This is a genomic window from Kitasatospora sp. MBT66 (assembly GCF_000710405.2).
Classification (GTDB): Bacteria; Actinomycetota; Actinomycetes; order Streptomycetales; family Streptomycetaceae; genus Kitasatospora; species Kitasatospora purpeofusca.
In genome coordinates this window covers 154,865-177,706 of sequence record NZ_JAIY01000016.1, presented here as the reverse complement: position 1 = coordinate 177,706, position 22,842 = coordinate 154,865, and the positions used below count along the sequence as shown (strand labels likewise).

At 73.7% G+C, this 22,842-nt stretch carries 20 protein-coding genes; 11 read left to right on the top strand and 9 right to left on the bottom strand.

Features of this window, described 5'->3' with window-relative positions; all coding sequences use genetic code 11:
• From BI06_RS36730 to BI06_RS36715, 4 genes are all read right to left on the bottom strand, one after another.
• Positions 1-982: hydroxyacid dehydrogenase (locus tag BI06_RS36730; protein ID WP_082558951.1), on the bottom strand; the 982-nt coding region annotated here is incomplete at its 3' end.
• Positions 983-1,094: 112 nt separating this feature from the next.
• On the bottom strand, positions 1,095-1,943 hold the full coding sequence (locus tag BI06_RS36725) for a carbohydrate ABC transporter permease (RefSeq protein ID WP_030394674.1): 849 nt from the start codon (positions 1,941-1,943) through the stop codon (positions 1,095-1,097).
• Positions 1,940-2,803 (bottom strand): carbohydrate ABC transporter permease, encoded by an 864-nt coding sequence (locus BI06_RS36720; RefSeq protein WP_043476254.1) that lies wholly within the window; start codon positions 2,801-2,803, stop codon positions 1,940-1,942. Before BI06_RS36720 ends, BI06_RS36725 begins: the two co-directional genes overlap by 4 nt.
• Positions 2,804-2,931: 128 nt before the next feature.
• A complete protein-coding gene (locus BI06_RS36715) occupies positions 2,932-4,284 on the bottom strand; it encodes an ABC transporter substrate-binding protein (RefSeq protein ID WP_030394672.1) in 1,353 nt (450 codons plus the stop codon).
• Between the two features lie 342 nt (positions 4,285-4,626).
• On the opposite strand from BI06_RS36715, the gene BI06_RS36710 reads away from it, so the two are divergent.
• Positions 4,627-6,654, top strand: a complete 2,028-nt coding sequence (locus BI06_RS36710; protein WP_051742703.1) for a DUF2264 domain-containing protein — start codon at positions 4,627-4,629, stop codon at positions 6,652-6,654.
• A gap of 7 nt (positions 6,655-6,661) precedes the next feature.
• Positions 6,662-7,444 (top strand): sugar phosphate isomerase/epimerase, encoded by a 783-nt coding sequence (locus tag BI06_RS36705; protein ID WP_030394670.1) that lies wholly within the window; start codon positions 6,662-6,664, stop codon positions 7,442-7,444.
• 136 nt (positions 7,445-7,580) lie between these two features.
• Here BI06_RS36705 and BI06_RS36700 read toward each other — a convergent pair whose 3' ends face one another.
• The gene (locus tag BI06_RS36700; protein WP_369826335.1) at positions 7,581-8,660 is read right to left on the bottom strand and encodes a substrate-binding domain-containing protein; all 1,080 of its coding nucleotides are present in this window, start codon (positions 8,658-8,660) and stop codon (positions 7,581-7,583) included.
• A 262-nt stretch (positions 8,661-8,922) separates the two neighbouring features.
• Between BI06_RS36700 and BI06_RS36695 the strand changes: the two genes are divergently transcribed.
• The 4 genes from BI06_RS36695 to BI06_RS36675 all read left to right on the top strand — a co-directional run bounded on the left by BI06_RS36695 (position 8,923) and on the right by BI06_RS36675 (position 15,267).
• Positions 8,923-10,713 carry a beta-galactosidase family protein gene (locus BI06_RS36695; RefSeq protein WP_043475595.1) on the top strand — a complete coding sequence of 597 codons (1,791 nt, stop codon included), beginning with the start codon at positions 8,923-8,925 and terminating at the stop codon, positions 10,711-10,713.
• A 166-nt stretch (positions 10,714-10,879) separates the two neighbouring features.
• The gene (locus BI06_RS36690) at positions 10,880-11,947 is read left to right on the top strand and encodes a substrate-binding domain-containing protein (protein ID WP_043475593.1); all 1,068 of its coding nucleotides are present in this window, start codon (positions 10,880-10,882) and stop codon (positions 11,945-11,947) included.
• A gap of 212 nt (positions 11,948-12,159) precedes the next feature.
• Positions 12,160-14,166 (top strand): carbohydrate binding domain-containing protein, encoded by a 2,007-nt coding sequence (locus BI06_RS36685; protein WP_158516507.1) that lies wholly within the window; start codon positions 12,160-12,162, stop codon positions 14,164-14,166.
• A gap of 831 nt (positions 14,167-14,997) precedes the next feature.
• A complete protein-coding gene (locus BI06_RS36675) occupies positions 14,998-15,267 on the top strand; it encodes a hypothetical protein (RefSeq protein WP_051742701.1) in 270 nt (89 codons plus the stop codon).
• Positions 15,268-15,387: 120 nt separating this feature from the next.
• Here the strand turns inward: BI06_RS36675 and BI06_RS51735 are convergent, their stop codons facing one another.
• A complete protein-coding gene (locus BI06_RS51735) occupies positions 15,388-15,543 on the bottom strand; it encodes a hypothetical protein (protein WP_158516506.1) in 156 nt (51 codons plus the stop codon).
• A 289-nt stretch (positions 15,544-15,832) separates the two neighbouring features.
• Here BI06_RS51735 and BI06_RS36670 point away from each other — a divergent pair, with 289 nt between their 5' ends.
• From BI06_RS36670 to BI06_RS36655, 4 genes are all read left to right on the top strand, one after another.
• Complete coding sequence (locus tag BI06_RS36670) at positions 15,833-16,498, top strand: GntR family transcriptional regulator (RefSeq protein ID WP_157855278.1); 666 nt, start codon at positions 15,833-15,835, stop codon at positions 16,496-16,498.
• Positions 16,499-16,510: 12 nt separating this feature from the next.
• Positions 16,511-16,675, top strand: a complete 165-nt coding sequence (locus tag BI06_RS51730; RefSeq protein ID WP_157855277.1) for a hypothetical protein — start codon at positions 16,511-16,513, stop codon at positions 16,673-16,675.
• Between the two features lie 130 nt (positions 16,676-16,805).
• Positions 16,806-18,611 carry a CocE/NonD family hydrolase gene (locus tag BI06_RS36665; RefSeq protein ID WP_043475585.1) on the top strand — a complete coding sequence of 602 codons (1,806 nt, stop codon included), beginning with the start codon at positions 16,806-16,808 and terminating at the stop codon, positions 18,609-18,611.
• A gap of 519 nt (positions 18,612-19,130) precedes the next feature.
• Complete coding sequence (locus tag BI06_RS36655) at positions 19,131-19,712, top strand: polysaccharide deacetylase family protein (protein ID WP_051742695.1); 582 nt, start codon at positions 19,131-19,133, stop codon at positions 19,710-19,712.
• Positions 19,713-19,750: 38 nt separating this feature from the next.
• Here the strand turns inward: BI06_RS36655 and BI06_RS36650 are convergent, their stop codons facing one another.
• Positions 19,751-20,278 (bottom strand): adenylate kinase, encoded by a 528-nt coding sequence (locus tag BI06_RS36650; RefSeq protein ID WP_037780312.1) that lies wholly within the window; start codon positions 20,276-20,278, stop codon positions 19,751-19,753.
• A gap of 74 nt (positions 20,279-20,352) precedes the next feature.
• The gene (locus tag BI06_RS36645; RefSeq protein ID WP_107113482.1) at positions 20,353-21,213 is read right to left on the bottom strand and encodes an NAD(+)/NADH kinase; all 861 of its coding nucleotides are present in this window, start codon (positions 21,211-21,213) and stop codon (positions 20,353-20,355) included.
• 174 nt (positions 21,214-21,387) lie between these two features.
• Between BI06_RS36645 and BI06_RS36640 the strand changes: the two genes are divergently transcribed.
• On the top strand, positions 21,388-21,750 hold the full coding sequence (locus tag BI06_RS36640; protein ID WP_030394659.1) for a UBP-type zinc finger domain-containing protein: 363 nt from the start codon (positions 21,388-21,390) through the stop codon (positions 21,748-21,750).
• A 51-nt stretch (positions 21,751-21,801) separates the two neighbouring features.
• Here BI06_RS36640 and BI06_RS36635 read toward each other — a convergent pair whose 3' ends face one another.
• The gene (locus BI06_RS36635) at positions 21,802-22,749 is read right to left on the bottom strand and encodes a DUF5996 family protein (protein ID WP_030394658.1); all 948 of its coding nucleotides are present in this window, start codon (positions 22,747-22,749) and stop codon (positions 21,802-21,804) included.
• Between the last annotated feature and the right edge of the window lie 93 nt (positions 22,750-22,842).

Sequence of the window (22,842 nt, the reverse complement as noted above, 5' to 3'; positions counted from 1 at the left end):
ACGCGGTGCGGTCGGCGTCCTCGGCGAGGACGGGGTGGGCGAACGGCTCCCCGGCCGCGTAGCGGGCCAGTTCGTCGGCGGCCGCGGCGGCCATCCGGTGCAGCTCGCGGCCCAGGGACCCGGCGATGTGGGGGGTGAGCACCACATTGGGCAGGTCGTAGAGCGGGGAGTCGGCGGGCAGCACCTCGGGCACGGTGACGTCGAGCACGGCGTCGAGGCGCCCGGTGACCAGCTCGCGGACCAGCGCGTCCTGGTCGAGGAGGGAGCCGCGGGAGGTGTTGATCAGGGTGGCGCCGTCGCGCATCAGGGCGAGCCGGCGGCCGTCGATCAGATGGTGGGTCGCCGGGAGTTCGGGCGCGTGCACGCTGACCGTGTCGGAGGCGGCGCAGAGCTCGTCCAGCCCGACCAGGCGCGCGCCGAGCCCGGCGGCCTCGGCCTCGTCCACGTACGGGTCGTGGAGCAGCAGGTCGAGGTCGTGGGGGCGCAGCAGTTCGAGCACGCGGCGCCCGATCCGGGAGGCGCCGACGATGCCGACGGTGCGCCGGTAGTTGCCCGCGTCGGGGTAGCCGCGCTGCCAGTCGTGCGGGGTGCCGCGGCGGCCGCGGTAGTCCTCGCGGATCCGCAGGAACTGCTTGTTGGCGAGCAGGACGGCGGCGACGGTGTACTCGGCGACGGGCAGGGCGTTGGCCCAGGCGGCGGAGGTGACCCGCAGGCCGCGCTCCCAGCAGGCGTCGGTGATGTGGTGCTTGACGGACCCCGCCGCGTGGATGACGGCGCGAAGCTGCGGGGCGGCGGCGAGGACGTCCCCGTCGATCGCGGGGCAGCCCCAGCTGGAGACGATGACCTCGGCCCCGGCGAGGGCGGCCCGGGCCTCCTCGGTGCCGAAGTCGTCGAGCACCAGGGCGGGGTCGAGTTCGGCGAGCTCGGTGAGGCGGGCCAGGGTGTCGGTGTCGAAGAGCCGTCCGGTGAGGTCGCGGTGCATGGCGAGTACGGCGCGGGGGCGGCGGCCCGGGGGTGCCGGGTCGGCCGGTCGGGGGTCGGTCATGGGCTTCTCCGGGACGACGGCGGCGGGGTGGGGGCGGATCGGGGGCGGGTCACTTGACGGCCCCCGCGGTGAGACCGGCCTTCCAGTGCCGCTGGAGCAGGACGAAGGCGAGGACGAGCGGGACGACGGCCAGCAGCGCGCCGGTGACGACCAGCGGGTAGTACTCGGGGAAGGCCCTGGTCTGCGCGTTCCAGGTGAACAGGCCGAGGCTGACCGGGAAGAGCCGGTTGTCGGAGAGCATCACCAGCGGCAGGAAGAAGTTGTTCCAGATGGCGGTGAACTGGAACAGCAGGACGGTGACGAAGCCGGGCATCACCATCCGCAGGCCGATCGACCAGAAGGTGCGCAGTTCGCCCGCGCCGTCGGTGCGGGCGGCCTCCAGCACCTCGCCGGGGATGTAGCCGGCGCAGAAGACCCGGGCGAGGTAGACGCCGAAGGGGTTCACCAGGGAGGGCAGGAACACGGCCCAGAAGGTGTTGACGATCCCGAGTTCGGAGGCCAGCAGGTACATCGGCAGGGCGAGCGCGGTGGTGGGCACCAGCACGCCGAGCAGGACCAGGCCGAACAGCGTCTCCTTGCCGGGGAAGGAGAAGACGTGGAACGCGTAGCCGGCCCCCACGCAGACCAGGGCGCAGAGTACGGAGCCGATCCCGGCGTAGAGCAGGGAGTTGAGGTACCAGCGGAAGTAGATGCCGTCGCCGGCGCTCGCGAGGTCGCTCAGGTTCTGCCCGAGGTCGAAGTTGGCGGCGGTCAGGGAGCGGCCGCCGAGCAGGTCGGCCGTGCTCTTGGCGGCGGCGGTGACCAGCCAGCCGAGCGGCAGCAGGGTGTAGGCGGTGGCGAGGACGAGCACGCCGTTGACGGCGCCCTTCGACAGCGTCCAGGGACGACGGGTGCTCATGCGCGGGCCTCCCGTGCGCGCTCGGACCGGGACCGGGTGGCCCGGGTGACGGCGAAGGAGAGCCCGGCGGCGACGACGGCGAGCAGCACCGAGGAGGCGGCCGCCAGTCCGTAGTCGCCGCGCTCGAAGGCGGCGGTGTAGGCGTACATGTTGGGGGTCCAGGTGGAGGTCACACCGGGTGCGGTGTTGTGCAGGATCATCGGCTCGGTGAAGAGCTGGAGGGAGCCGATGACGGTGAACAGTCCGACCATGGCCAGGGAGGGCCGGATCAGCGGGATCTTGATGCCGATCGCCGTCCGCAGCGGGCCGGCGCCGTCGATGACGGCGGCCTCCAGCACCTCGCGGGGGATGGCCTGGAGCGCGGCGTAGAAGATGACCATGTTGTAGCCGCTCCACTGCCACAGGGCCATGTTGACCACGGCCGGCAGCGGGTGGCCGAGCGGATCGGGCTGGGCGCCGAGCGTTTCCAGGACGTCCAGCACGGGGCTGATGCCGGGGGTGTAGAGGTACATCCAGACCAGCGCGGCGATGATGCCGGGCACGGCGTGCGGGATGAACAGGGCGAGCTGGAAGAACCGCTTGGCGCGGACCAGCGCGGAGTCCAGGAGCAGGGCGAGGACGAGCGCCAGGGCGGTCATCAGCGGGATGTAGAGCAGGCAGTACTGGGCGATGGTGAGGAAGCCGTCGCGGAAGGCCTCGTCCTGCAGGGCCCGGGTGTAGTTGCCGAGGCCGGTGAAGACCGTCTCGGTGCCGCCGAAGCCGAGGCCGGAGCGGTGCTCGGTGAACAGGCTGAGCTTGACCGCGTAGCCGATCGGGACGAGCGTGCAGGCGGTGAACAGGACCAGGAACGGGGCGAGCAGGACGGCCGGCGCCCCGTACCGCCCGCGCCGCCGGGGGGCGGCGGCGCGGGCGCTCGTGCGCGCGGTGGCCCCGGGGCGGGCGCCGCTCCCGGGGCGGGCGGTGCCCTTGGTGCGGGTGGCGCGGGTCGTCACTGGGCGACCTTCAGCCCGCGGTTCTTGAGCTCGGCGAGAGTGGCCTGCTGGGCGGCGGCGAGCGCGTCGTCGATGGTGCCGGTCTTGCCCGCGACCTTGCCGAAGGCGTCCTTGACGGTGCCGTTGGTGAGGCCCATCACGGGGCCCCAGGTCCAGCCGGACTTGATCGAGTCGGCGGCGTGCGCGTAGAGGCCGTAGAGGTCCTGGCCGCCGTAGAAGTCGCTGTTGAAGGCCTTCGCGGCGGTGGGCACGAGTTCGGTGGCGGCGGGGTAGGTGGAGGAGGTGCCGGAGGCGATCCGGGCCTTGATGCCCTCGGGGGTGGTGGTCGCCCAGGCGGCGAACTCCACGGCGGCCTTGGCCTTCTTGCTGTCCTTGGAGACGGCGAAGGTGGTGCCGCCGAGCATGCCGCTGGCGGGGGTGCCGTCCCAGCTGGGCATGGCGGCGACGGCCCACTTGCCGGCGGCGTCGGGGGTGGTGGCGAGGTTGGACTTCAGCACCCCGCCGCCCCAGGAGGCGCCGAGGTAGCCGGCGGTCTCGCCCTTCTGCAGCGAGGCGGTCCACTGCTGGCTGAACGAGGGCTGGACGCGGACCAGGTCCTCGTCGACCAGCTGCTGCCAGTAGGCGGAGACCTTCTTGGTCTCGGGCCCGGTCAGGTCGGTCTTCCAGGCCTCGCCGGAGGTGCTGAACCAGCGGGCGCCGTTCTGCCAGGCCATCGCCTCGAAGGTGGTGGGGTCGTCGGGGAAGAAGGTGGCGATCCGGGTCTCCGGCTGGGCGGCCTTGAGCTTCTGGGCGGCGGTGCGGAACTCGTCCCAGGTCTTGGGGACGGTGATGCCGGCCTTCTCGAAGAGGTCCTTGCGGTAGTAGAAGGCCTGCGGTGCGGCGTCCAGCGGCAGCGCCCAGGTCCGGCCGCCGAGCGAGGTCAGCTCGGCGGCCTGCGGCAGGTACTTGGCCTTGAGGTCCTGGCCGACGAGCTTGGAGATGTCCTGGACGGCGCCCTGGCTGACGAAGTCCGGCAGCTGCGGGTACTCGACGTTGAACACGTCGGGGGCGTTGCCGGCCTTGACGGCGTTGGAGAGCTTCGCGTAGCCGCCGGCGTTGCCGGCCGGGATCTCCTCGAAGGTGATCCGGATGTTCGGGTGGCTCGCGTTGAAGGCCTCGACGACCTCCTTGGTGCCCTTTGCCCAGCCCCAGAAGAGGAGGTCGACGGGCTTGCCGTCCTCGGCGGTGGCGGTGGAGGTCGACCCGCCGCTGCTGCCGCAGGCGGCGAGGAGGGTCACGGAGAGCGCGACGGCGGTGGCGGCGGCGGTGGCACGGAGGGCTCTGCGGCGGGAGAACGCGGATGAGCGCATGGCACGGCTCCTCGGAGGGGGAAGCCACGGTCCGGTGGGTCGGCCAGTCACGGACTCGTGGAGGGTGGGGGCGGCTGGCAGCCATCCTGAGCAGCTTGCCGATCGGAGTCAAGAGACGCAGATCGAATGATCTAATCCGATCGAATGGACGAACCGGTCGGATCGGTCACTCCTGCGCCTCCGGCCTGCCCAAATAAGGAGCGTGACGGGCCCGGGGCGGCAAGGTCACAATCCGATCAACCAGTTCATTTGATCCATGAGTCTTGACGAATGATCGGTCGATTCCTAGATTCCGGGCCAGGGACCCACCCGCTCCCGGCCGCCGACGAAGGACACCAGCTGATGCCACTGCCCCCCGAGGACCGACACCTCAGCCCCCGCACCGGCTGGACCAGGGCGCACTGGGAGGCCGTGGCCGACGAACTCCTCACCGCCGTCCGCCCCTACGCCAGCCCCGGCCAGGCCCTGATCGACCTCCCCGGGACCGGCCCCAGCTGGTCCGGACGCCGCTCCGACGGCCTGGAGGGCTACGCCCGCACCTTCCTGCCCGCCGCCCTGCGGATCGCCGGCGCCGACGGCGACGACCCGCACGGCCTGCTGGACGCCTACGCGCGCGGACTCGACACCGGCACCCGCACCCCCACCGCCGAACGCGGACTCACCGACGGCGACCCCGAGTCCTGGCCACTGATCACCGACCGGGGCCAGGCCATGGTCGAGGCCGCCTCGATCGCCTTCGCCCTCCGGCTCACCCGGCCCTGGCTCTGGGACCGCCTCGACGCCCCCGTCCGCGACCGCGTCGGCCGCTGGCTGGCCGACGCCCTGCACCGCACCCCCAACGACAACAACTGGTGGCTGTTCCCGCTCTCGGTCGGCGGCTTCCTCGCCGAGGCAGGCATCGAGGAGCACGCCGCCGGCGCCGCCGTGCGGCGCGGCCTGGAGCGGATCGAGCGCTTCCACCTCGGCGACGGCTGGTACACCGACGGCCGCCCCCGCGCCTTCGACCACTACAACGGCTGGGCCCTGCACCTCTACCCGGTCCTGCACGCCCACCTCGCCGCCGACCGCGCCCTGCTCGACGAGTACGGCTCCCGGCTCGCGGCCCACCTCGCCGACCAGGCCCACCTGTTCGGCGGCGACGGCGCCCCCGTCCACCAGGGCCGCTCCCTCACCTACCGCTTCGCCGCCACCGCGCCGCTCTGGGCCGGCGCCCTCACCGGCCACACCCCGCTCGCCCCCGGCGCCACCCGCCGGATCGCCTCCGGCGCGCTGCGCCACTTCGTCGACCGCGGCGCGATCGACGAGCGCGGCCTGCTCACCCTCGGCTGGTACGGCCCGGAACCGCGACTCGTCCAGCCCTACTCCGGCCCGGCCTCGCCGTACTGGGCCGGCAGCGGCTTCCTCGGCCTGCTGCTCCCGCCCGACCACCCGGTCTGGACCGATCCCGAGCTGCCCGCCCCGGCGGAGGAGCGCGACACCGTACGGATCCTGGCGCGGCCGAACTGGCTGGTCCAGTCGACGGCGGCCGACGGATTGGTCCGGCTGCACAACCACGGCAGCGACGACCAGCCGGCCGACCAGGTCCGGCCCGACGACCCGCACTACGCCCGACTCGCCCACTCCACTGCCACCGGCCCCACCCACGACGGCCCGGCGGACAACCACCTCGCCCTGCTGACCGACGGGGCGGCGAGCGAGCGCGGCCGGATCGAGCCCGTCGGCTGCGGCCCGGACTGGGCGGCCTCGCTCAGCCGCCCCCGCGTCCGCGGGGAGGAACTCGCCGGAGTGACGGTCACCACCGTCACCCTGGTGCACGGCGCCGACGAGGCCCGGGTCCACCTGGTCGCCGGCGCGGCGCCCGGCACCGGCGTCCGCCAGACCGGCTGGGCCGTCGCCGGCCGGACCGCCGGGGCGGGCCCCGCGACCGCACCGCGGCCGGGCGCCAGGGCCTCGGCCGGTGCCTCGGCCGACGGCGGACGCCTCCTCAGCGAACTCACCGGGCTGCACGGCTTCACCGGGGCCGCGCTCCTCACCGTCCCGGGCGGCACCGCCTTCGGGCCCGAGGCGGCCGTGCCGGTGCTCGGCGGGGTCGTCGGCGGGGTCGTCGGCGGGGTCCTCGACGGAGTGCTCGGCGACGACGTGCTCGACGACGGTGCCGCCCTGTTCGCCTGCGCGGCGCGCCTCACCGGCACGGCCCTCCTGCCCCCGCTCGAAGTGCGGCTGGAGGCGACCGGGGCCGGCGCCGGGGTCGGTGCCGACGGCACCCGGCAGCTGCGGCTGACCTGGCCGGACGGCACCACCCACCGGATCGGCATCGGGCCCGGCACCGTCTCCGTCGCGGGCTCCGTCTCCGTCAGCCACAGCGGTTAGGCCCGCCATGCCCCTCGCCCTCTCCACGCTCGGCCTGCCCGGCACCCCCCTCGACCGGGTCGCCGGGCTGGCCGCCGACCACGGCTGGCACGGCCTCGAACTGCGCTGCGCCTCCGACCAGCCGGTCCGGCTCAAGCTGAGCGCGCTCCAGCGCAAGGCCGCGGCCCGCACCCTCGGCCGGGCCGGGCTGGTCCCGGTCGCCCTCGCCTCCTACATCGGCGTGGCCGCGCCGGGACCGGACGAACCGCTGGTCGCTGACCTGCTGGCACATCTGCGGCTCGCCGCCGACCTGGGCTGCCACCGGCTGCGGGTGTTCCCGCACGGCGGGCCCGGCGCGGGCGCCGCCGCCGACGCCAGGGCGGTCCGCCGACTGCTGGAGGTGGCCGACCACGCCCGGTCGCTGGGCGTGCGGATCCTGGTCGAGACGCACGACTCGCACCGGTCGGCCGGCGCGCTCGCGGCGCTGCTCGACCAGGTCGGCCACCCCGCCGTCGGCGCGCTCTGGGACCTCCTGCACACCTGGCTGGCGGGGGAGAACCCGGCCGAGACCCATCGGATCCTCGGCCGCCACCTCGGCTACGCGCAGGTCAAGGACGTCGCCTCGCCGGACGACCTCACACCGGTCGCCCTCGGCAGCGGCGTGCTGCCGATCGCGGACTGCCTGCGGCTGCTGCCGCGGGACGGCTGGATCGCCTGGGAGTACGAGGCTCCCTGGCACCCGCGCGCTGCCCCGCTGGCGCCGCAGCTCGGTGCGGGGGCCGGGTATCTGGCGGCGCTGGCCCGCCGGTGAGCGGACGGTGCCGGGGCCGCGGGCGCCGAGTGCGGGTCGGACCGTACGTAACGAGGCCCCGCGCACCCCTGCGGCTCAGGGCGCAGCCGGGCCCGCGGCGGCCGCCGGCCCGGCCCCGGTCAGCCCGTGCGGGAGGTCACGGCCGGCCCCCGCACGAGGTGCGGACGCGCAGGACGGGGAGCAGGGCGGTGCGGTGGACCGGGAGGTCGGTGCTGCCCGTGAGGCGGCGCAGCAGCAGGTCGAACGCCGCCCCGCCCACCGCCCGCTTGGGCGGGGCCACGGCGGTCAGAGCGGGAGCGGCGAGGGCTGCGAACACGTCGTCGTAGGCGATCAGCGCCACGTCCTCGGGCACCCGCAGCCCGCGGGCGCGCAGCAGCGGCGGCAGCCGGATCGCGTCCTGGTCGTTGTGGACGAGGGCCGCCCGGGTGCCCGCCGCGACGGCCCCGGCGATCCGGTCGGCGAGCGGGGCGGCATCGGTCTGCGTCCCGTCGGCGGTGGAGGTGTCCAGCACCGGGAGCTCCGGCAGGCCGAGCAGCCGGGTGCCGTCGCGGTAGCCGGCCCGGACCTCCTCCGACGTCCAGGAGTCGCCGCGGGCGGCCAGCAGGACGCTGTCGTGGCCGAGGTCGGCGAAGTGGCGCAGCGCGCGCAGCACGCCGTGGCGGTGGTCCGAGCCGACGGTGTCCAGCCGGAACCCGGGACCGTCCGGGGTGGAGGAGCGGCGCTCCACCAGGACCGTCGGGACCGGCAGGTCGTCGAGCCAGTCGCAGGCGGGGGAGCGCCGCCCGGGGAGCAGGTTCGGGGCGAGCAGCAGGCCCTGGGCCCCGGACTCCAGCAGTCGTTCGACCTGGACCGGGTCGTCGCCGGCCCGGTAGGGCGCGATGCCGAGGACCAGCCGGGCGCCGGCCTCGGTGGCGGCGGCGCGGGCACCGGCGATCACCTCGTCGAAGTACGAGCCGACCGAGGGGACCAGCAGGCCGACGGTGCGTCCGGCGCCCGGGCCGCCGTCGTGGTCCGGGGCCCGGTCGGGGCCGGGGTGGTCGAGCGAGACGAACCCGTGCGAGCGGACCAGCCGGCCGGCCTCGGCCAGTGCGGCGATGTCGCGCCGTACGGTGACGGCGGGGATGCCCAGGCGGTCGGCGAGGTCCTTGAGCCGTACCTGGCCGCCGAGATCACCGACCGCCGTGACGATCAGCCGGCGCCGCTCCTCCCTGGACATGGCCATCCACTCCCTCTGTTCGGTCTGTGCTGTCGTGGTGCTGACGTGCCGCTGCCGCAGGCGCTGCCGTGCGGTGTCGACGTGCGGTGCCGACGTGCTGCTCGCTCTGTCTGCGAAGCGGATCAAAGGCTATCGTTCGATCGAAATTCGATCAATAGACGGGGTTCATATCGATTGATTGACCGCCCGATCATCCTGCTCGTAGGGTACGGACCGGCGATCGATCGTCGATCTCGCCCATGCCCGCATCACGGAGGCACCCATGGCCGACCGGGCCACCCACCCCGCGCTCACCCTCGACGGAGACACCTTCCTGCGGGCCGGACGCCCCCACCGGATCGTCTCCGCCGCGATCCACTACTTCCGGATCCGCCCCGAACTCTGGTCCGACCGCCTGCTGCGCCTGCGCGCCATGGGCGTCAACACCGTCGAGACCTACGTCGCCTGGAACTTCCACCAGCCCGCACCGGGCACCAGCGACTTCACCGGGGACCGCGACCTGGCCGCCTTCGTCCGCACCGCCGGCGGCCTCGGGCTCGACGTGATCGTCCGGCCCGGCCCGTACATCTGCGCCGAATGGGAGTTCGGCGGCCTCCCGGCCTGGCTGCTGGCCGACCCCGCGCTGCGGCTCCGCCGCGTCGACGGCCCCTACCTCGCCGCCGTCAACGCCTGGTTCGACGTACTCGTGCCCGTCCTGCTCCCGCTGCTCGCCTCCGCCGGCGGACCCGTCGTCGCGGTGGCGGTGGAGAACGAGTACGGGAGCTACGGCAACGACACCGCCTACCTGGAACACCTCCGGGACGGCCTGGTCCGCCGCGGCGTCGACTGCCTGCTCTTCACCGCCGACGGAGCCGAGGACGGCTTCCAGCTCGGCGGCCGACTGCCCGGCCTGCTCACCACCGGCACCTTCGGCTCCCGCCCCGAGGAGTCCCTGGACTGCCTGCGCCGCCATCAGCCGGTCGGCCCGCTCGTCTGCATGGAGTACTGGACCGGCTGGTTCGACCACTGGGGGACCCCGCACCACCTCCGCGACCCCGAGGAGTCCGCCGACGTCCTCGACCGGCTGCTCGCCGCCGGCGCCTCCGTCAACATCTACATGGGCCACGGCGGCACCAACTTCGGCTGGTGGAACGGCGCCAACCACGACGGGACCGCCTACCGGCCGGACACCACCAGCTACGACTACGACGCCCCGGTGGGCGAGGCGGGCGAACTCACCCCCAAGTTCCACCTGTTCCGCGAGGTCATCGGGCGCCACCTGGGCACCGACCCGCACCAGCCGCCGCCGCTGCCCGCCCGGCTCGCCCCGCAGAGCGTCCCGGTCACCGCGAGCGCCGCTCTCGCGAACTCCCTGGACGCCCTCGCCACCGTCCACCACAGCCCCGAGCCCGCGCCGATGGAGACCTTCGGCCAGAACCTCGGCCTGATCCACTACCGCACCCGACTGCGCGGCCCGCTCGGCCACGGGGAACTGCGGATCGACGGACTCGCCGACCGCGCCCAGGTGTTCCTCGACGGCGTCCCGATCGGCGTGCTCGAACGCGACCGCCCGGACGAGGCGCTGAAGGTCACGGTCCCGGCCGGCGGGGCGGTGCTCGACCTGCTGGTGGAGAACATGGGACGGATCAACTACGGGCCGCTGCTCCACGACCGCAAGGGGATCACCGGCGGGGTCCGGGTCGACCGGCAGTTCCAGTTCGGCTGGGAGGTCCGCCCGCTGCCCCTCGACGACCTGACCGTCCTGCGCTTCGGCCCGGCGAGCACGCAGGACGGGCCCGGCTTCCACCGCGCCCTGTTCACCGTCGACGCGCCTGCCGACGGGTTCCTCGCGCTCCCGGGCTTCACCAAGGGCATGGTCTGGCTCAACGGCTTCGCCCTCGGACGCCACTGGGAGCGCGGCCCGCAGCGCACCCTCTACGCCCCCGCGCCGCTGTGGCGGGCGGGCGTCAACGAGGTGATCGTGCTCGAACTCCACCGGCCGGGCACCCGGATCGAGCTCCGGGACCGCCCGGACCTCGGGCCGACGGCCGCGGTGGAGGCGTCCGCGGGCTGACGGGGCGGCGGCCGTCGCGGCCGTCGCGGACGGCCCGGGGGAGCGCGGGGCGGTCGACGGCCGGTCCACGGATCGGATCCCGATCGAATGGTAGATTCCTGTCCGCGTTGGGCAGATCACCTCGCACCGACCGGAGCGAACCGCAGGGCGAACCGCAGGGAGTGACATGTCGATCTCGGCCGACGAACGCCGTACCCGCATCCTCGACGCGGTGCGGGACCTCGGATCGGTCCGGATCACCGAACTCGCCGAGCGGCTGGAGATCCCCGCGGTCACCGTCCGCCGCGACGTCGCGGCGCTCGCCGAGGCCGGCCTGCTCCGCCGCTCGCACGGCTCGGTCTCCTCGGCCGCCGCCCCCGGCGCCGACGCCCCCACGCGCGGCGACGGGCCCTCGATCGGGCTGCTCGTCCCGGCGGTGGGCCAGTACTTCGACGAGGTCATCGCCGGGGCCAGGGCCGCCGCCGCCCGGGCCGGCGCGAGTCTGGTGCTCGGCATCTCCTCCTACGAGGCGAGCGCCGACCGCGTCCAGGTCGAGCAGCTGCTCACCTCGGGCGCGAAGGGGCTGCTGCTCGCGCCCAACTGGACCCCCACCGACGGCCCCGAGGGCCGGGAGTGGGTCGAGGACCTCCCCGTCCCGGCCGTCCTGGTGGAACGCCGGCCGGCCCCGGGCAGCGCGGCCGAGGACCTCGACTGGGTGGCCTCCGACCACCGCCACGGCGTGCTCCTCGCGGTGCGGCACCTCGCCGCCCTCGGCCACGGCTCCGTCGCGCTGGTCGCCCGCCGGGACACCTGGACGGCGCACGAGATCCGGGCCGGCTACGCCGAGAGCTGCGCGCTGCTCGGCCTGCCCGCGGAGCCCGTCATCGACATCGTGCGCCCGGTGGCGGACGCGGAGGACGTGGCGGACTCCCTGGCCGAGGCCCACGCGCGCGGCGTCCGGGCGGTCCTGGTCCACAACGACCAGGACGCGATCCAACTGCTGCCACTGCTGCGCGCCCGCGGCCTCCAGGTGCCCGGCGACCTGGCGGTGGTCAGCTACGACGACGTGCTCGCGGAGCTCGGCGCCCCGCCGCTGACGGCGGTCGCGCCGCCGAAGCGGGCGGTCGGGGCCGAGGCCGTGGCGCTGCTCCTGCGCCGGCTCGGCGGGGACGACGCGCTGCCCGTCCACCACCTGCTGCTGCTGCCGAGGCTGACGGTCCGCGAGTCCTGCGGCGCCGCCGCCCGGTCGAACTGACGGGGCCCAGGTCGGAACCGGCCGGAACCGGCGGGAGCCGGCGGGAGTCGGTGGAGTCTCGCCCGAGCAGCGATCACATGGTCAATTGACTGGTTCTTCGACCGAACATTGATCAAATGGATCGCGATGCCTTGACCCGGTCAGATGGTCGTCCTATGGTGCGGGCGGGCGCCCACCCTCCCTCCTCCCTCCCCCACCTCGGGAGTCCCCCCATGCACCTGAACCCCACATCGAGGCATGCGGCCGTGCTCGCCGCGGCCGCCTCGCTGTTCCTCCTCCCGCTGTCCGGACCGGCACCGGCTGCCGCGGCCGCCGCGGGCGGCACCATCCGTTACCTGGACTGCTCGGCCACGTCGAACGGGGACGGCAGCCAGGCCGCTCCGTGGAACAGCCTCGCCACCGCCAACGCCTACGTCTTCGGACCGGGCGACCAGCTGCTGCTCAAGCGCGGTTCCACCTGCACCGGCACCCTGAAGCCGCAGGGCTCCGGCAGCGCCGCCGCACCCGTCACCCTCGCCGCGTACGGGACCGGGACGTCCCGCCCGGTCGTCGCCGGCAGCGCCACCTCCACCGAGAAGGCCGCCGTCCACCTCTACAACGTCGAGCAGTGGGAGATCCGGGACCTGGAGATCACCTTCAAGGACACCTCCGCCACCAAGCGCGAACGCAACGGCCTGCTGGTCGAGGTCGCGGACCTGCCCGACGGCGTCGGCACCCACTACCTGGTCGACGACATCTACGTGCACGACGTCAACGGCGACGCCACCAAGTGGTCCAACGGCATCCAGTTCCGCGTCTCCGGCACCACCACCCCCACCAACTTCGACGACGTCCTGGTCCAGGACTCCCGGATCGACAAGGTCGACCGCGAGGGCCTGACCAACCGCTCCACCTGGATGTGCCGCCCCCAGTACGGCACCGGCGACGACTGCGGGACCAAGAACAACTGGCGCGCCAGCACCCGCCTGGTCTTCCGCGGCAACACCATCAGCAACACCGGCGGCGACGGCATCGTGCTGCGCGCCGCCGACCACGGCCTGGTGGAGCACAACCTCGCCTACGACCTCGCGATGCGGCCGATGGGCTCCAACGCGGGCATCTGGACGATCAACTCGGACGACAGCCTGATCCAGTACAACGAGGTCCACCACGTGCGCCGGCTCCCGGACAACGGCGACGGCATGGCCTTCGACTCCGACTACGGCAACAACCGGGCGGTCTTCCAGTTCAACCACAGCCACGACAACGAGGGTGGCTTCATGCTGTTCTGCGGGGCCTGCGGCGCGGGCTCCAGCAGCACCGGCACCGTCGTGCGCTACAACCTCAGCCACCACGACAAGGACCGCTGGCTGGCCAGCTCCGGCGAGGACAGCGCCGACCTCTACCAGAACACCGTGTACTTCCCGGCCGGCTCCACCGCGGACATCGTCCAGGACGGCTTCGGCACCACCCACGCCCGCTTCACCAACAACGTCCTCGTCAACCTGGGCAGCGGCGGCTTCGACGGCCTGAACAACCAGGGCACCTACCACCCGGCCGAGTTCACCTGGGCGGCCAACACCTTCTTCGGCAACCACCCCGCCAACGAGCCCGCCGATCCGGAGAAGAAGACCTACGACCCGCAGTTCGTCAACGCGGGCGGCAGCACCCCGGCGGACTACAAGCTGGCGGAGGGCTCGCCGGTCCGCGGCACCGGCACCACGATCCCGACCCTCGGCGACAAGGACTACTTCGGCAACCCGCTCCCGCACGTCTGCCGACCCGACCGCGGCTTCCACCAGGCGTCCGCGTTCGACGACAGCGCCTGCGGCCCGGTCAACGCGGTCCGCAACGCCGGCTTCGAGAACACCGACCTCAACCCCTGGACCAGCTACGGCGGCGTCACCCTCGACACCGCCACCCAGCACAGCGGCAGCCGCGCGGTGAAGGTCGGCCCCGCCCAGGCCGCCGCCGAACAGATCGTCCAGGTCAAGCCCGGCACCAGCTACACCCTCGCGGGCTGGGGCAAGGTCTCCGCGAGCGGCACCGAACTCTCCCTCGGCGCCAAGCAGTACAACGGCACCGCCTCCACCAGCACCGTCTTCACCACCACGACCTTCACCCAGCGTTCCACCACCTTCACCACCGGCCCGACCGCCACCACCGCCAAGATCTACTGCTACGCCCGCAGCGGCACCGGCTACGGCTGGTGCGACGACATCACCCTCCAGGAGAACTGACGCACCCGCCCGGGGCACCCCGCCCCGGGCGCCCGGCGCCGGACCCCGCCCGGATCGTCCACCTCACCGGCACCGCCGCCGCCTGCAGCCCCGGGCCCGGGCCGCCGTGGAACTCGCCGCCCGCGCGCCGGGCGGTGCCGTCTGCCTGGACGTCAACCACCGGGCCGAGCTCCGGTCGCGCGAGGAGGCCGCGGCCGCGGGGCGTCTGCTGGTCCCGCGGCTGGACATCGTGGTGGCCTGCCGTTCCGCGAGGAGCTGACCCTGCTGGACGCCGCGCTCGGTACCACGCCGCGGTGACGGTTGCCGGACGGGAGGAGGCGGTGACCGTGGACTCCCACGGCGGGCAGGACCGCCGCCCCGACCGGTTCCAGCTGGGTGAGGGGACCCACTGGCGCGAGGACCGGCTCTACTTCGTCGACCTGTTGCAGAGTGCCCTGTACGGCTCGGCCCCGGTGGCGCCCCGGCGGAGCCGAGACCCGAGGCCCGGTTGGAGGGGCCGCTCGGCGCCGTCGCCCCGGTGTACGGGCGCCGCGGAGTGGGTCGCCACCGCACCGGTTCCCGGCCGCCCCACCGGCCGGCGGGGAACCACCTCCCACGCCTTCTCTGCACACCCTCGGACCCCCGTGCTGCGGAACGGCACCGTCAGCCGGTCCGCGGCCCGGGTCCGTTTGTGCGGGCGCCGCCGGGGCGGGTGTCGGTGAGGGACCCGGCGACGGAGCCGGCCGTGACACTGGACAACGCTTTGCGAGCGATTCCGCGGTCCCGCCGGATGGTGGGCCCGTATCGGCGGTGGAGGTGCGGACACCGGGGTGCATCGGCCAGAGTGAACCGGTGAGCTTCCACGTCCTGCTCGAGACCGAACTCGTCCGCACGTCGGCGGTCGGCGCGACCACCGACTACGTCGAGGGCGTGCGCGCCGTGCACGCGGCGCGGCCGACCCCGGAGTCGCCGGGGGATCCCGGTGACGCGACCTTGTGCGGCATGGGAACCGGCCGGATGCGAAGGGACCCGTACCGGGCGCCCGGGGCCGACGCGCCGTGGTATCCGCCGGAGTGGAGCACTCGGGTGTGCCCCTACTGCGACCGCGCGGTCCGGGCCTGAGGCCAGACGCGCCGGGACGCCGCGCGCCGGTACGGCAACGCAACGGGCCTGGGCGGGTACCTGGGAGGCATCGACCCGGCCCGGGCTGTCCACCGGTCGGCCCTCAACGGGTCGGTGGAGCTACTCCTTCACCGCGCCGCCGGTCAGGAGGTCCCAGCGCGGGGCGAACTGGTTCTGGAACTGGGCGAGTTCGACCGGCAGGGTGTGCGGCGGCTCGTTGTTGGTGACCAGGGAGGGCCAGGCGAACGCGTCCCAGGTCCACACGGACGTCAGCACTGCGACAGGTGCCAAGCACCGCCCAGGAGTTGGGCAGCAGGGTGCTCCCGCCCGCAGCCGTGTCGCCCTCGTACCCGCGCAGGATGCCGCGGGCACCACGGGTTCCCTCGGCGGGTCCGGGTCTGTTGCAGGTCTGTAATCCGGGGTGCTGCCTACCGTCGGCCGTCTCCGGACCTGTGGCATCGACGTCGGGGCTGCCGCCTTCGCGAAGGTCACCCGGTTCGAGTTCCGGGTCCGCGCCTCCCGACCCGCCATTCGGTACCGGGCGCATATCGCATACGATGAGAAGGTGGCACGAGCGAACTGGGCACGGCTGCCCGTGGTGAAGAGCAAGGCCGACCTCGTCTACGACAGCCTCCGGGCTGCCATCGCCGAGGGGGACCTCAAGCCGGGCGAGCGTATCAACATGGATGAGCTCGCCCGGAGCCTCGGCGTGAGCAAGATCCCCGTCCGCGAGGCCGTCAAGCGGCTGGAGGCGGACGGGCTGGTGGTGTCCCGGGTGCACTCCGGGGTGACCGTCGCCGAGGTGGACGCCGCCGAGATGCGCGGCGTCCACCTGGCCCGCGAGGCGATCGAGGGCCTGGTCGCCGGGCTGGCCGCCGAGCGCATCACGGACGCCCAGCTGGCCGGGCTGGAATCGGTCCAGCAGCAGATGCGCGGGCGCCTGGGGACCGGCTCGGTCCAACGCCTGCCGGAACTCAACTCCGAATTCCACCGGATCCTCGCCGAGGCCGCCGGCTACCGCGTCCTGGCCGAACTGACGGACCGGCTGCTGCTGACCGTCCGTCGCCACCGGATCTCGGCACCGGTCGACCCGGAGAACTGGGCGCAGGTCATCGCCGAGCACGACGGGATCGTGGCCGCCCTGCGCCGCCGCGACCCGGACGCGGCGGCGCAGGCGGCCAAGGCCCACATCAGCGCCCAGGCGGGCCACGAGGTCGCCGACAAGGACTGAGCGGTAGCCGAAATGTCGTCGGCGGCGGTGACGTTCTGGCGGATCGCTGCCGCCCGCCCGCTGAACCACTTCCAACAGCAGTCCACGGGCGCGGACCACGGCGCCCTGTTCGCCGGGGTCTCGATCTCGATCCTGCCGATGACCGGTCTCTGCGCCCGGCCCGGCCGCCGCCGTTGACGGAGGCCCGCGTATTCACTCCTTCGGGTGGAGCTGGCCGGTCGTCCGTTTGTGCGCGCCCCGCCGGAACATGATTCGGCCGAACGGTGCCCGCCGCGGGCACCCTGTCGATCAGAGAAGGGCGCTTCGTATGACTACCGCTGGTGGAGAGCCGACCCCGTCGATCACCGACGCGACACTCACCGACATCGCCACCCAGGGCATCTGGCGCGGTGCGAGCCTGGACATCAACCCCTCGGTGCTCGCCGTCGCCAGGGCGCTGCTCGCAGCCGTCCAGGGTCCCGGGACGGACGCCGCACTCCCTGAGGAACTGCGGGAGCTGGCGGCGGGAGTGCGGCAGCGTGCCCAGGTCGCCCTTCCCCGCATCACCACGGCGGACGGTTTCGCGCTCTCGGCGTTCTCGATCAAGCAGAGCGGTTCCGAGCAGCGTCCGGTGGTGATCGTGCCCGCCGGCTGGAACCCCTACGGCTGGCTGCCCTTCGTCTACGGGTACCTCTCGCTGGCGGCGCGCGGCTACCACGTGCTGGCCTACACCCCGCGGGGCATCGGCACACCGGGCCTGGTGTCCACCTCCGAGGGGTTCGTCGACGTCGCCGGTCCGAAGGACTGGGCGGACGGCTCGCTCGTGATCGACTACGCGCAGGAGCACTTCGACCCGAACAAGGTCGGCTTCCTGGGCCTGTCCTACGGCTCCGGGATCAGCCAGTTGGTCGCCGCGCACGACGAGGACGACCGGGTCGCCGCCGTGGCCGCGCTGAGCACCTGGGGGAACCTCGCCACCAGCCTCTACGACCACGGCACCCGGCACGAGGAGGCCGTGCGGCTGCTGGTCGGGTTCACCGGCGGCGAGGAGGCGGACAAGTTCGACGAGCCGACGCGGCAGATCCTCCAGTACTTCCGGGACGGGGAGCACATGGACCGCGTGGTGGAGTGGGGCACCGAGCGGTCCCCGGAGAAGTACGTCGGCATCACCAACCAGCGTGAGATCCCGACCTACTACTCGAACACCTGGCACGAGGGCCTGTTCCCGGTCGGAGAGGCGATCGACACCTTCGAGAAGCTCACCGTCCCGAAGCACCTGAACCTGTGGATCGGCGACCACGGGGCCCCGGAGGGCACCGGCATCAGCGGCGTGCCGAGCGGACTGCCCTTCCCCGGCCTGCTGACGCCGATCCGGGAGGCGTACGCCTGGCTGGACCACCACCTGCTCGGCGCGGCCAACGAGGTGCCGGACTGGCCCGTGGTCAACAGCCAGGTCATGTTCACCTACAAGACCGCGCCGGTCGTCGGCGGCGGCCGGCTGATCACCGCCCCGGCCCGGCGCGAGCCGCTCGATTCCTGGGAGGACGCCAAGGTCAGCAGCGAGGCCTGGTACCTCGGCGGCAACGGCGGCAACGGCGACGGCACCCTGTCCGACAAGCCCTCGACGGGCTGGAGCCGGTCCTTCACCGCGGGCCACGAGACCAGCGCCACCGCGATGGACGCGATCATGGCCACCGGCCAGAAGGAGTGGTTCGGCAACCCGAAGGAGTACCGGCCGGCGGCCTTCGAGCGGGACCGGCTGCTGCTGTGGTCCACCGAGGCACTGGCGGGAGGCCGCCGGATCCGCGGCTCCGCCGGGGTCAGGCTCGCGGTCCGGGCGGAGGCGGCCGACGCCGTGACCCTGGTCGCCTACCTCTTCGACGTGGCCCCGGACGGCACCGCCCGGATCATCACCCACGAGCCCTTCACCGCCACGGACCTGAGTGCCGGTACCGAGCGGACCCTCGACTGGAAGCTCCAGCCGGCCGCCTACGACCTGCCCGACGGCCACCGTCTCGCCCTGGTTGTGAACAGCCGCGACAAGCTCTACGCCTTCACGGGCGTGCCGGACAGCACCACCACCATCACCACCCCGGCCCAGGGCGAGGCCGTCCTGGAGCTTCCGCTCGGCTGAGCCGCGCTGCCCGTGCGCTGCGGGTGGCGGCGGGCTTGGTGTCGCGGCCGGATGCAGTCGGCCGCGACACCCCCGGTCACTACGGGGATTGGGCTGCCGGAGCGGTCTCGTGCACCCGTAGTGGTGGTCGTCGGAGCAGGGCCCCGGGGGAGCGGGGAGGCATCCGTCATGCCATCTGATCGTCAGATTGTCTCGCGACGCATGCTCATGCTCGGGGCCGGGTTGTCGCTCCTCGGGGTGGCCGGGTGCCACGGGAACTTCCGGGGACCGCTCCGCGGCGAGGAAGCGGCCGCCGGTGCGCTGGACGCCTCCCTTGCCGAAGCCCCGTCCCCAGCCCCCTCCCCAACCCCAACCCCGTCCTCCTCCCCGACCGAGTCACCGGCCCCGGCGCCCGCGCCCAGCAGCGCCGTACCCGCCGCGGGCACTCCGGCGCCCAGCAGCCCGCCCGCGTCGGCGTCGGCGCCTGCGTCAGCGGCCGCGCCCTCGCCGCGGGTGGTCACCGCGGCCGAGAGCCGGCCGGTGTACGAGCTCGACGCCGCACGGAAGGTCGTCGCCATCACCGTCGACGACGGACCCGATCCGCGGTACACGCCGTCCGTCCTGGCGCTGCTCGACCAGTACGGGATCCGGGCCTCCTTCTTCCTCATCGGCGAGAACGCGGACGTCCACCCCGACCTGGTCCGGGAGGTCGCCGCGCGCGGCCACCACATTGCCAACCACTCCTGGAGCCACCCCGACCTGAGCGGCCTCTCCGCAGCGAAGGTGCGCGACGAGCTCGGACGCACCTCCGACCTGCTCGGGCGGCTCACCGGCAGGGCACCGACCTGGTTCCGCGCCCCGGGCGGCGGCTGGTCGCCGACGGTGCTGAAGGTCGGCGCCGAGCTGGGGATGCGGCCGATGGCCTGGTCCGTGGACCCCCAGGACTGGGCGACGCCGGGCACGGACGTGATCACCAAGCGGCTGGAGAAGGAACTGCGGCCGGGCGCGATCGTCCTCACCCACGACGGCGGCGGGGACCGCTCGCAGACGGTCGCGGCGCTCAAGACCTTCCTGCCGATGCTGATCGACTCCGGGTACCGCTTCACGGCGCCCCCCGGCTGACGGCCGGAACCGTGCGTCGGGCCCGTGTCGGGCCGGCGTCAGGCCGCGTCCGGGCGGCCTGCCGTCCGGAGCCACGCGCGGGCGGCCCGCGCGGAGGTCAGGTGGACCACGGTCAGGCCGGGGTGGGCGGCGAGCCGGTCCAGCGTCCGCCGACGGTACGCGGAGTGACGGGCCCAGGCCCAGCGGATCGGGTGCTCCGGGTCCAGCCAGTTGCGGAAGCTCTCGCGGTTGCCGTTCCACAGCTCGCGGCGGGTGAGCGCGCGAGCCACCGAGCGGCGCAGGACCCGCTGCATGACGGTGCGTCGGGGCAGGTCGAGCCAGACATAGGTGTCGGCGCGGGCCGGCAGCAGGTCCCCCAGCTTGCCGGTGTACTGGTCCTCGACGACCCAGCGCCCGGTCGCCGCGAAGGCCTCGACGTCCGACCGGAACTCGGCGCGCGGGACCCAGCCCGGCCCGTGGTGCAGCGCGTCCAGCTCGTAGCGGGGCAGGTCCAGCAGCACGGCCAGCCGGGCCGCCGTCGTCGTCTTCCCCGCCCCCGAGATCCCGGCGACCAGCACACGTTCCACGGTCACCACCTTAGGGCGCCGGGGCGTCGGGGCGTCGCCGGGGTCGGTCGGGGTCGCGGCCCGGGTCAGCCGGGTCAGCCGGGTTCCGCCGAGCCGGTGAGACGGAGCTTGCGCTGCGCCCGCTGGTAGAAGGTGGTGCGGCCGAGCCGGACGACGCGGGCGGCGGCGGGCAGCATGGTCACCTCGACCACGTCGCCCGGCGAGACATGGCCGACCAGGCGGCCGTCCGCCTCGACGGCGAGGTCCCCGCTGTGCGACAGCACCTCCAGGTCGAGCCGCTCACCGCTGGAGAGGAAGACCGAGCGGTTGAACGCGGCGTGCGGTGCCACCGGGGTGATCAGCAGCCCCTCCGCGTTGGGGGACACGATCGGGCCGCCCGCCGAGAAGCTGTACGCGGTGGAGCCGGTCGGCGTGGCGGTGACGACCGCGTCGGCGGTGTAGGCCACGAAGGGCTGGCCCTGGACCCGCACCGCGACCGCCGCGGACCGGTGCCCCGGGCTGCGCAGCAGCACGATGTCGTTGAGCGCCGTCTCCTCGTCGGCCCCGAAGCGCGCGTGCACCCCGGAGCGCACCTCGACGGTGAACCGGTGGGCGTCGATGGCGTCCAGCGCGGCGGGGAGTTCCGGGATGTCGACCTCGGCGAGGAAGCCCAGCCGCCCGACGTTGACACCGAGGACCGGCGCGTGGCCGCCGGCCGCGAGCCGCATGGTGCGCAGCATGGTGCCGTCCCCGCCCAGGCTGATCAGCAGATCGGCGCTCGTGGTCATCTCCTCGGCGCCCACCGGGATGGCCTCGCAGCCGATCCGGGACACCTCCGCCGCCAGCCCGAGGACCTTGGTGCCCCGGGCCCGGCTCCAGCGGACCACGGTGTCCACGGTGGGTGCGCTGGTGCGCTCGGGATGGAGGACCAGGCCCACCGTGCCGATGAATCCCATCCGGGTCACCTCGATGTCGGCCGGGGGAGTGCTGCTGCTCCCCTCCAGTCACGCACAGCCGCGCGGGTGCTTCAAGCCCGGGCGCCGCCGGTCGCGGAACCTCTGTCGGAGTCGGATCGTGGTTGTCGGACGAAGACGTCCGACGGCTCCGGACCCGACCGGGAGGTATGTCCGATGGACGACGACCAGCAGGACCAGGGGATCGACCCGTCCGTGCCGCCGAGCGGGGACGGCTGCGTGGAGTGCCTGGCGGGCGACGGGCCGGGGTGGTGGTTCCACCTGCGGCGCTGCGCCGCGTGCGGGCACATCGGCTGCTGCGACTCCTCGCCCTCGCAGCACGGCACCCGGCACGCCCGGCAGGCGGGCCACCCGTTCCTGGCCAGCTTCGAGCCGGGGGAGCAGTGGTTCTGGAACATCGAGACCGAGCAGTACTACGAGGGGCCGGAACTGGCGGCCCCGGCGGCGCACCCGCTCGCGCAGCCGACCCCCGGCCCGGCGGGCAAGGTCCCGGCCGACTGGCAGTCGCACCTGCACTGACCTGCACTGACCTGCACTGACCGGCACCTGCCCCGGCCCGCCCCGCCCGGCTCAGGGCGGCGGCGGAGCGGAAAGTCCGGGGTCCGTGATCCCGCCCGGGCAGGCCAGCCGGTCGACGTCCCAGCCGGCCCGGACGGCACCGGCCCGGTACGCGGCCTCGTAGAAGGCGAGGACGGCCGCCCTCGGGTCGGCCTCCGCCCGGGCCTCGGCGTAGCCCAGGACGGCCAGGTGGCTGCCGTTGGCCTCCACCCACCGGGCGGCGGCGGGTACCAGCGGGTCCCCGGCCAGTTGCTCCGGTTCGGGGGCCGTGTAGGAGTAGAAGGCCGGTTCGCCCAGGTCGGCGTCGCCGAACCAGAAGCCGAAGCTGATCAGTTCCCGGGAGTACGCCTCGCGGGTCACCGGGTCCGCCGCGGTCGGCCGGTCGAGGGGGCGTCCGGAGAAGCGGGTGTGCGCCAGATCGAAGGAGTGCCAGAAGAAGTGGACCGGGCTGGCCTTGCCCGAGAAGCGCGCCGAGAACTCCTCCAGCACCAGCGCGACCTGGCCGAGCACCTGCCAGGCGCGGTTCGCCAGGACCGGGTCGTACGTCGCGTGCTCGGTGTCCTCGGCGAACGGCCGGTCGGCGTCGGGCAGCCGGTAGGGCCGGGGGAACGGCATGTCCACCCGGATGCCCAGTGCGGCCAGCGTCTCCAGGGTCTGCCGGTGGAACGAGGCGACGGAGTGGCCGGGCAGCGGGAAGGACGCCGTCCTGCCGTCCGCCACGGTGACGACCAGCCGGTGGTCGACCAGGTCGAGGTCGACGGTGAAGACCGGGTTGCCGTCCACCAGTCCCATCGGCCGGGTGGTGAGCCCGCGCCCGGTGAGGTGGAAGGGTACGTTCCACCAGTGGTTGCGCCGCACGCTCGCCGCGAGCCGGATCTTGCCGACCACCTGGGCGAAGCGGTGCAGCGTCTCCTTCGTCTCCCGCCACTCGTCGAGCGGCATCGGTGGAAAGAGCTCCATCGGGTGTCCTCCTGCCCGTCGACCGCCCTTCCATGATGACCACGCCGGCCCGGATACGCAGACGGGCGGCCCGGTCGGGCCCGCCGGACCGGG

Excerpts from the sequence above, each read along its gene's own strand:
- BI06_RS36700 (WP_369826335.1), bottom strand. The coding sequence starts at position 8,660 with ATGTCCAGGGAGGAGCGGCGCCGGCTGATCGTCACGGCGGTCGGTGAT.
- BI06_RS36635 (WP_030394658.1), bottom strand. The coding sequence starts at position 22,749 with ATGGAGCTCTTTCCACCGATGCCGCTCGACGAGTGGCGGGAGACGAAG.
- BI06_RS36690 (WP_043475593.1), top strand. The coding sequence starts at position 10,880 with ATGTCGATCTCGGCCGACGAACGCCGTACCCGCATCCTCGACGCGGTG.
- BI06_RS36645 (WP_107113482.1), bottom strand. The coding sequence starts at position 21,213 with ATGGGATTCATCGGCACGGTGGGCCTGGTCCTCCATCCCGAGCGCACC.
- BI06_RS51730 (WP_157855277.1), top strand. The coding sequence starts at position 16,511 with ATGTCGTCGGCGGCGGTGACGTTCTGGCGGATCGCTGCCGCCCGCCCG.
- BI06_RS36640 (WP_030394659.1), top strand. The coding sequence starts at position 21,388 with ATGGACGACGACCAGCAGGACCAGGGGATCGACCCGTCCGTGCCGCCG.
- BI06_RS36705 (WP_030394670.1), top strand. The coding sequence starts at position 6,662 with ATGCCCCTCGCCCTCTCCACGCTCGGCCTGCCCGGCACCCCCCTCGAC.
- BI06_RS36725 (WP_030394674.1), bottom strand. The coding sequence starts at position 1,943 with ATGAGCACCCGTCGTCCCTGGACGCTGTCGAAGGGCGCCGTCAACGGC.
- BI06_RS36695 (WP_043475595.1), top strand. The coding sequence starts at position 8,923 with ATGGCCGACCGGGCCACCCACCCCGCGCTCACCCTCGACGGAGACACC.
- BI06_RS36710 (WP_051742703.1), top strand. The coding sequence starts at position 4,627 with ATGCCACTGCCCCCCGAGGACCGACACCTCAGCCCCCGCACCGGCTGG.
- BI06_RS36665 (WP_043475585.1), top strand. The coding sequence starts at position 16,806 with ATGACTACCGCTGGTGGAGAGCCGACCCCGTCGATCACCGACGCGACA.
- BI06_RS36715 (WP_030394672.1), bottom strand. The coding sequence starts at position 4,284 with ATGCGCTCATCCGCGTTCTCCCGCCGCAGAGCCCTCCGTGCCACCGCC.
- BI06_RS36685 (WP_158516507.1), top strand. The coding sequence starts at position 12,160 with ATGCACCTGAACCCCACATCGAGGCATGCGGCCGTGCTCGCCGCGGCC.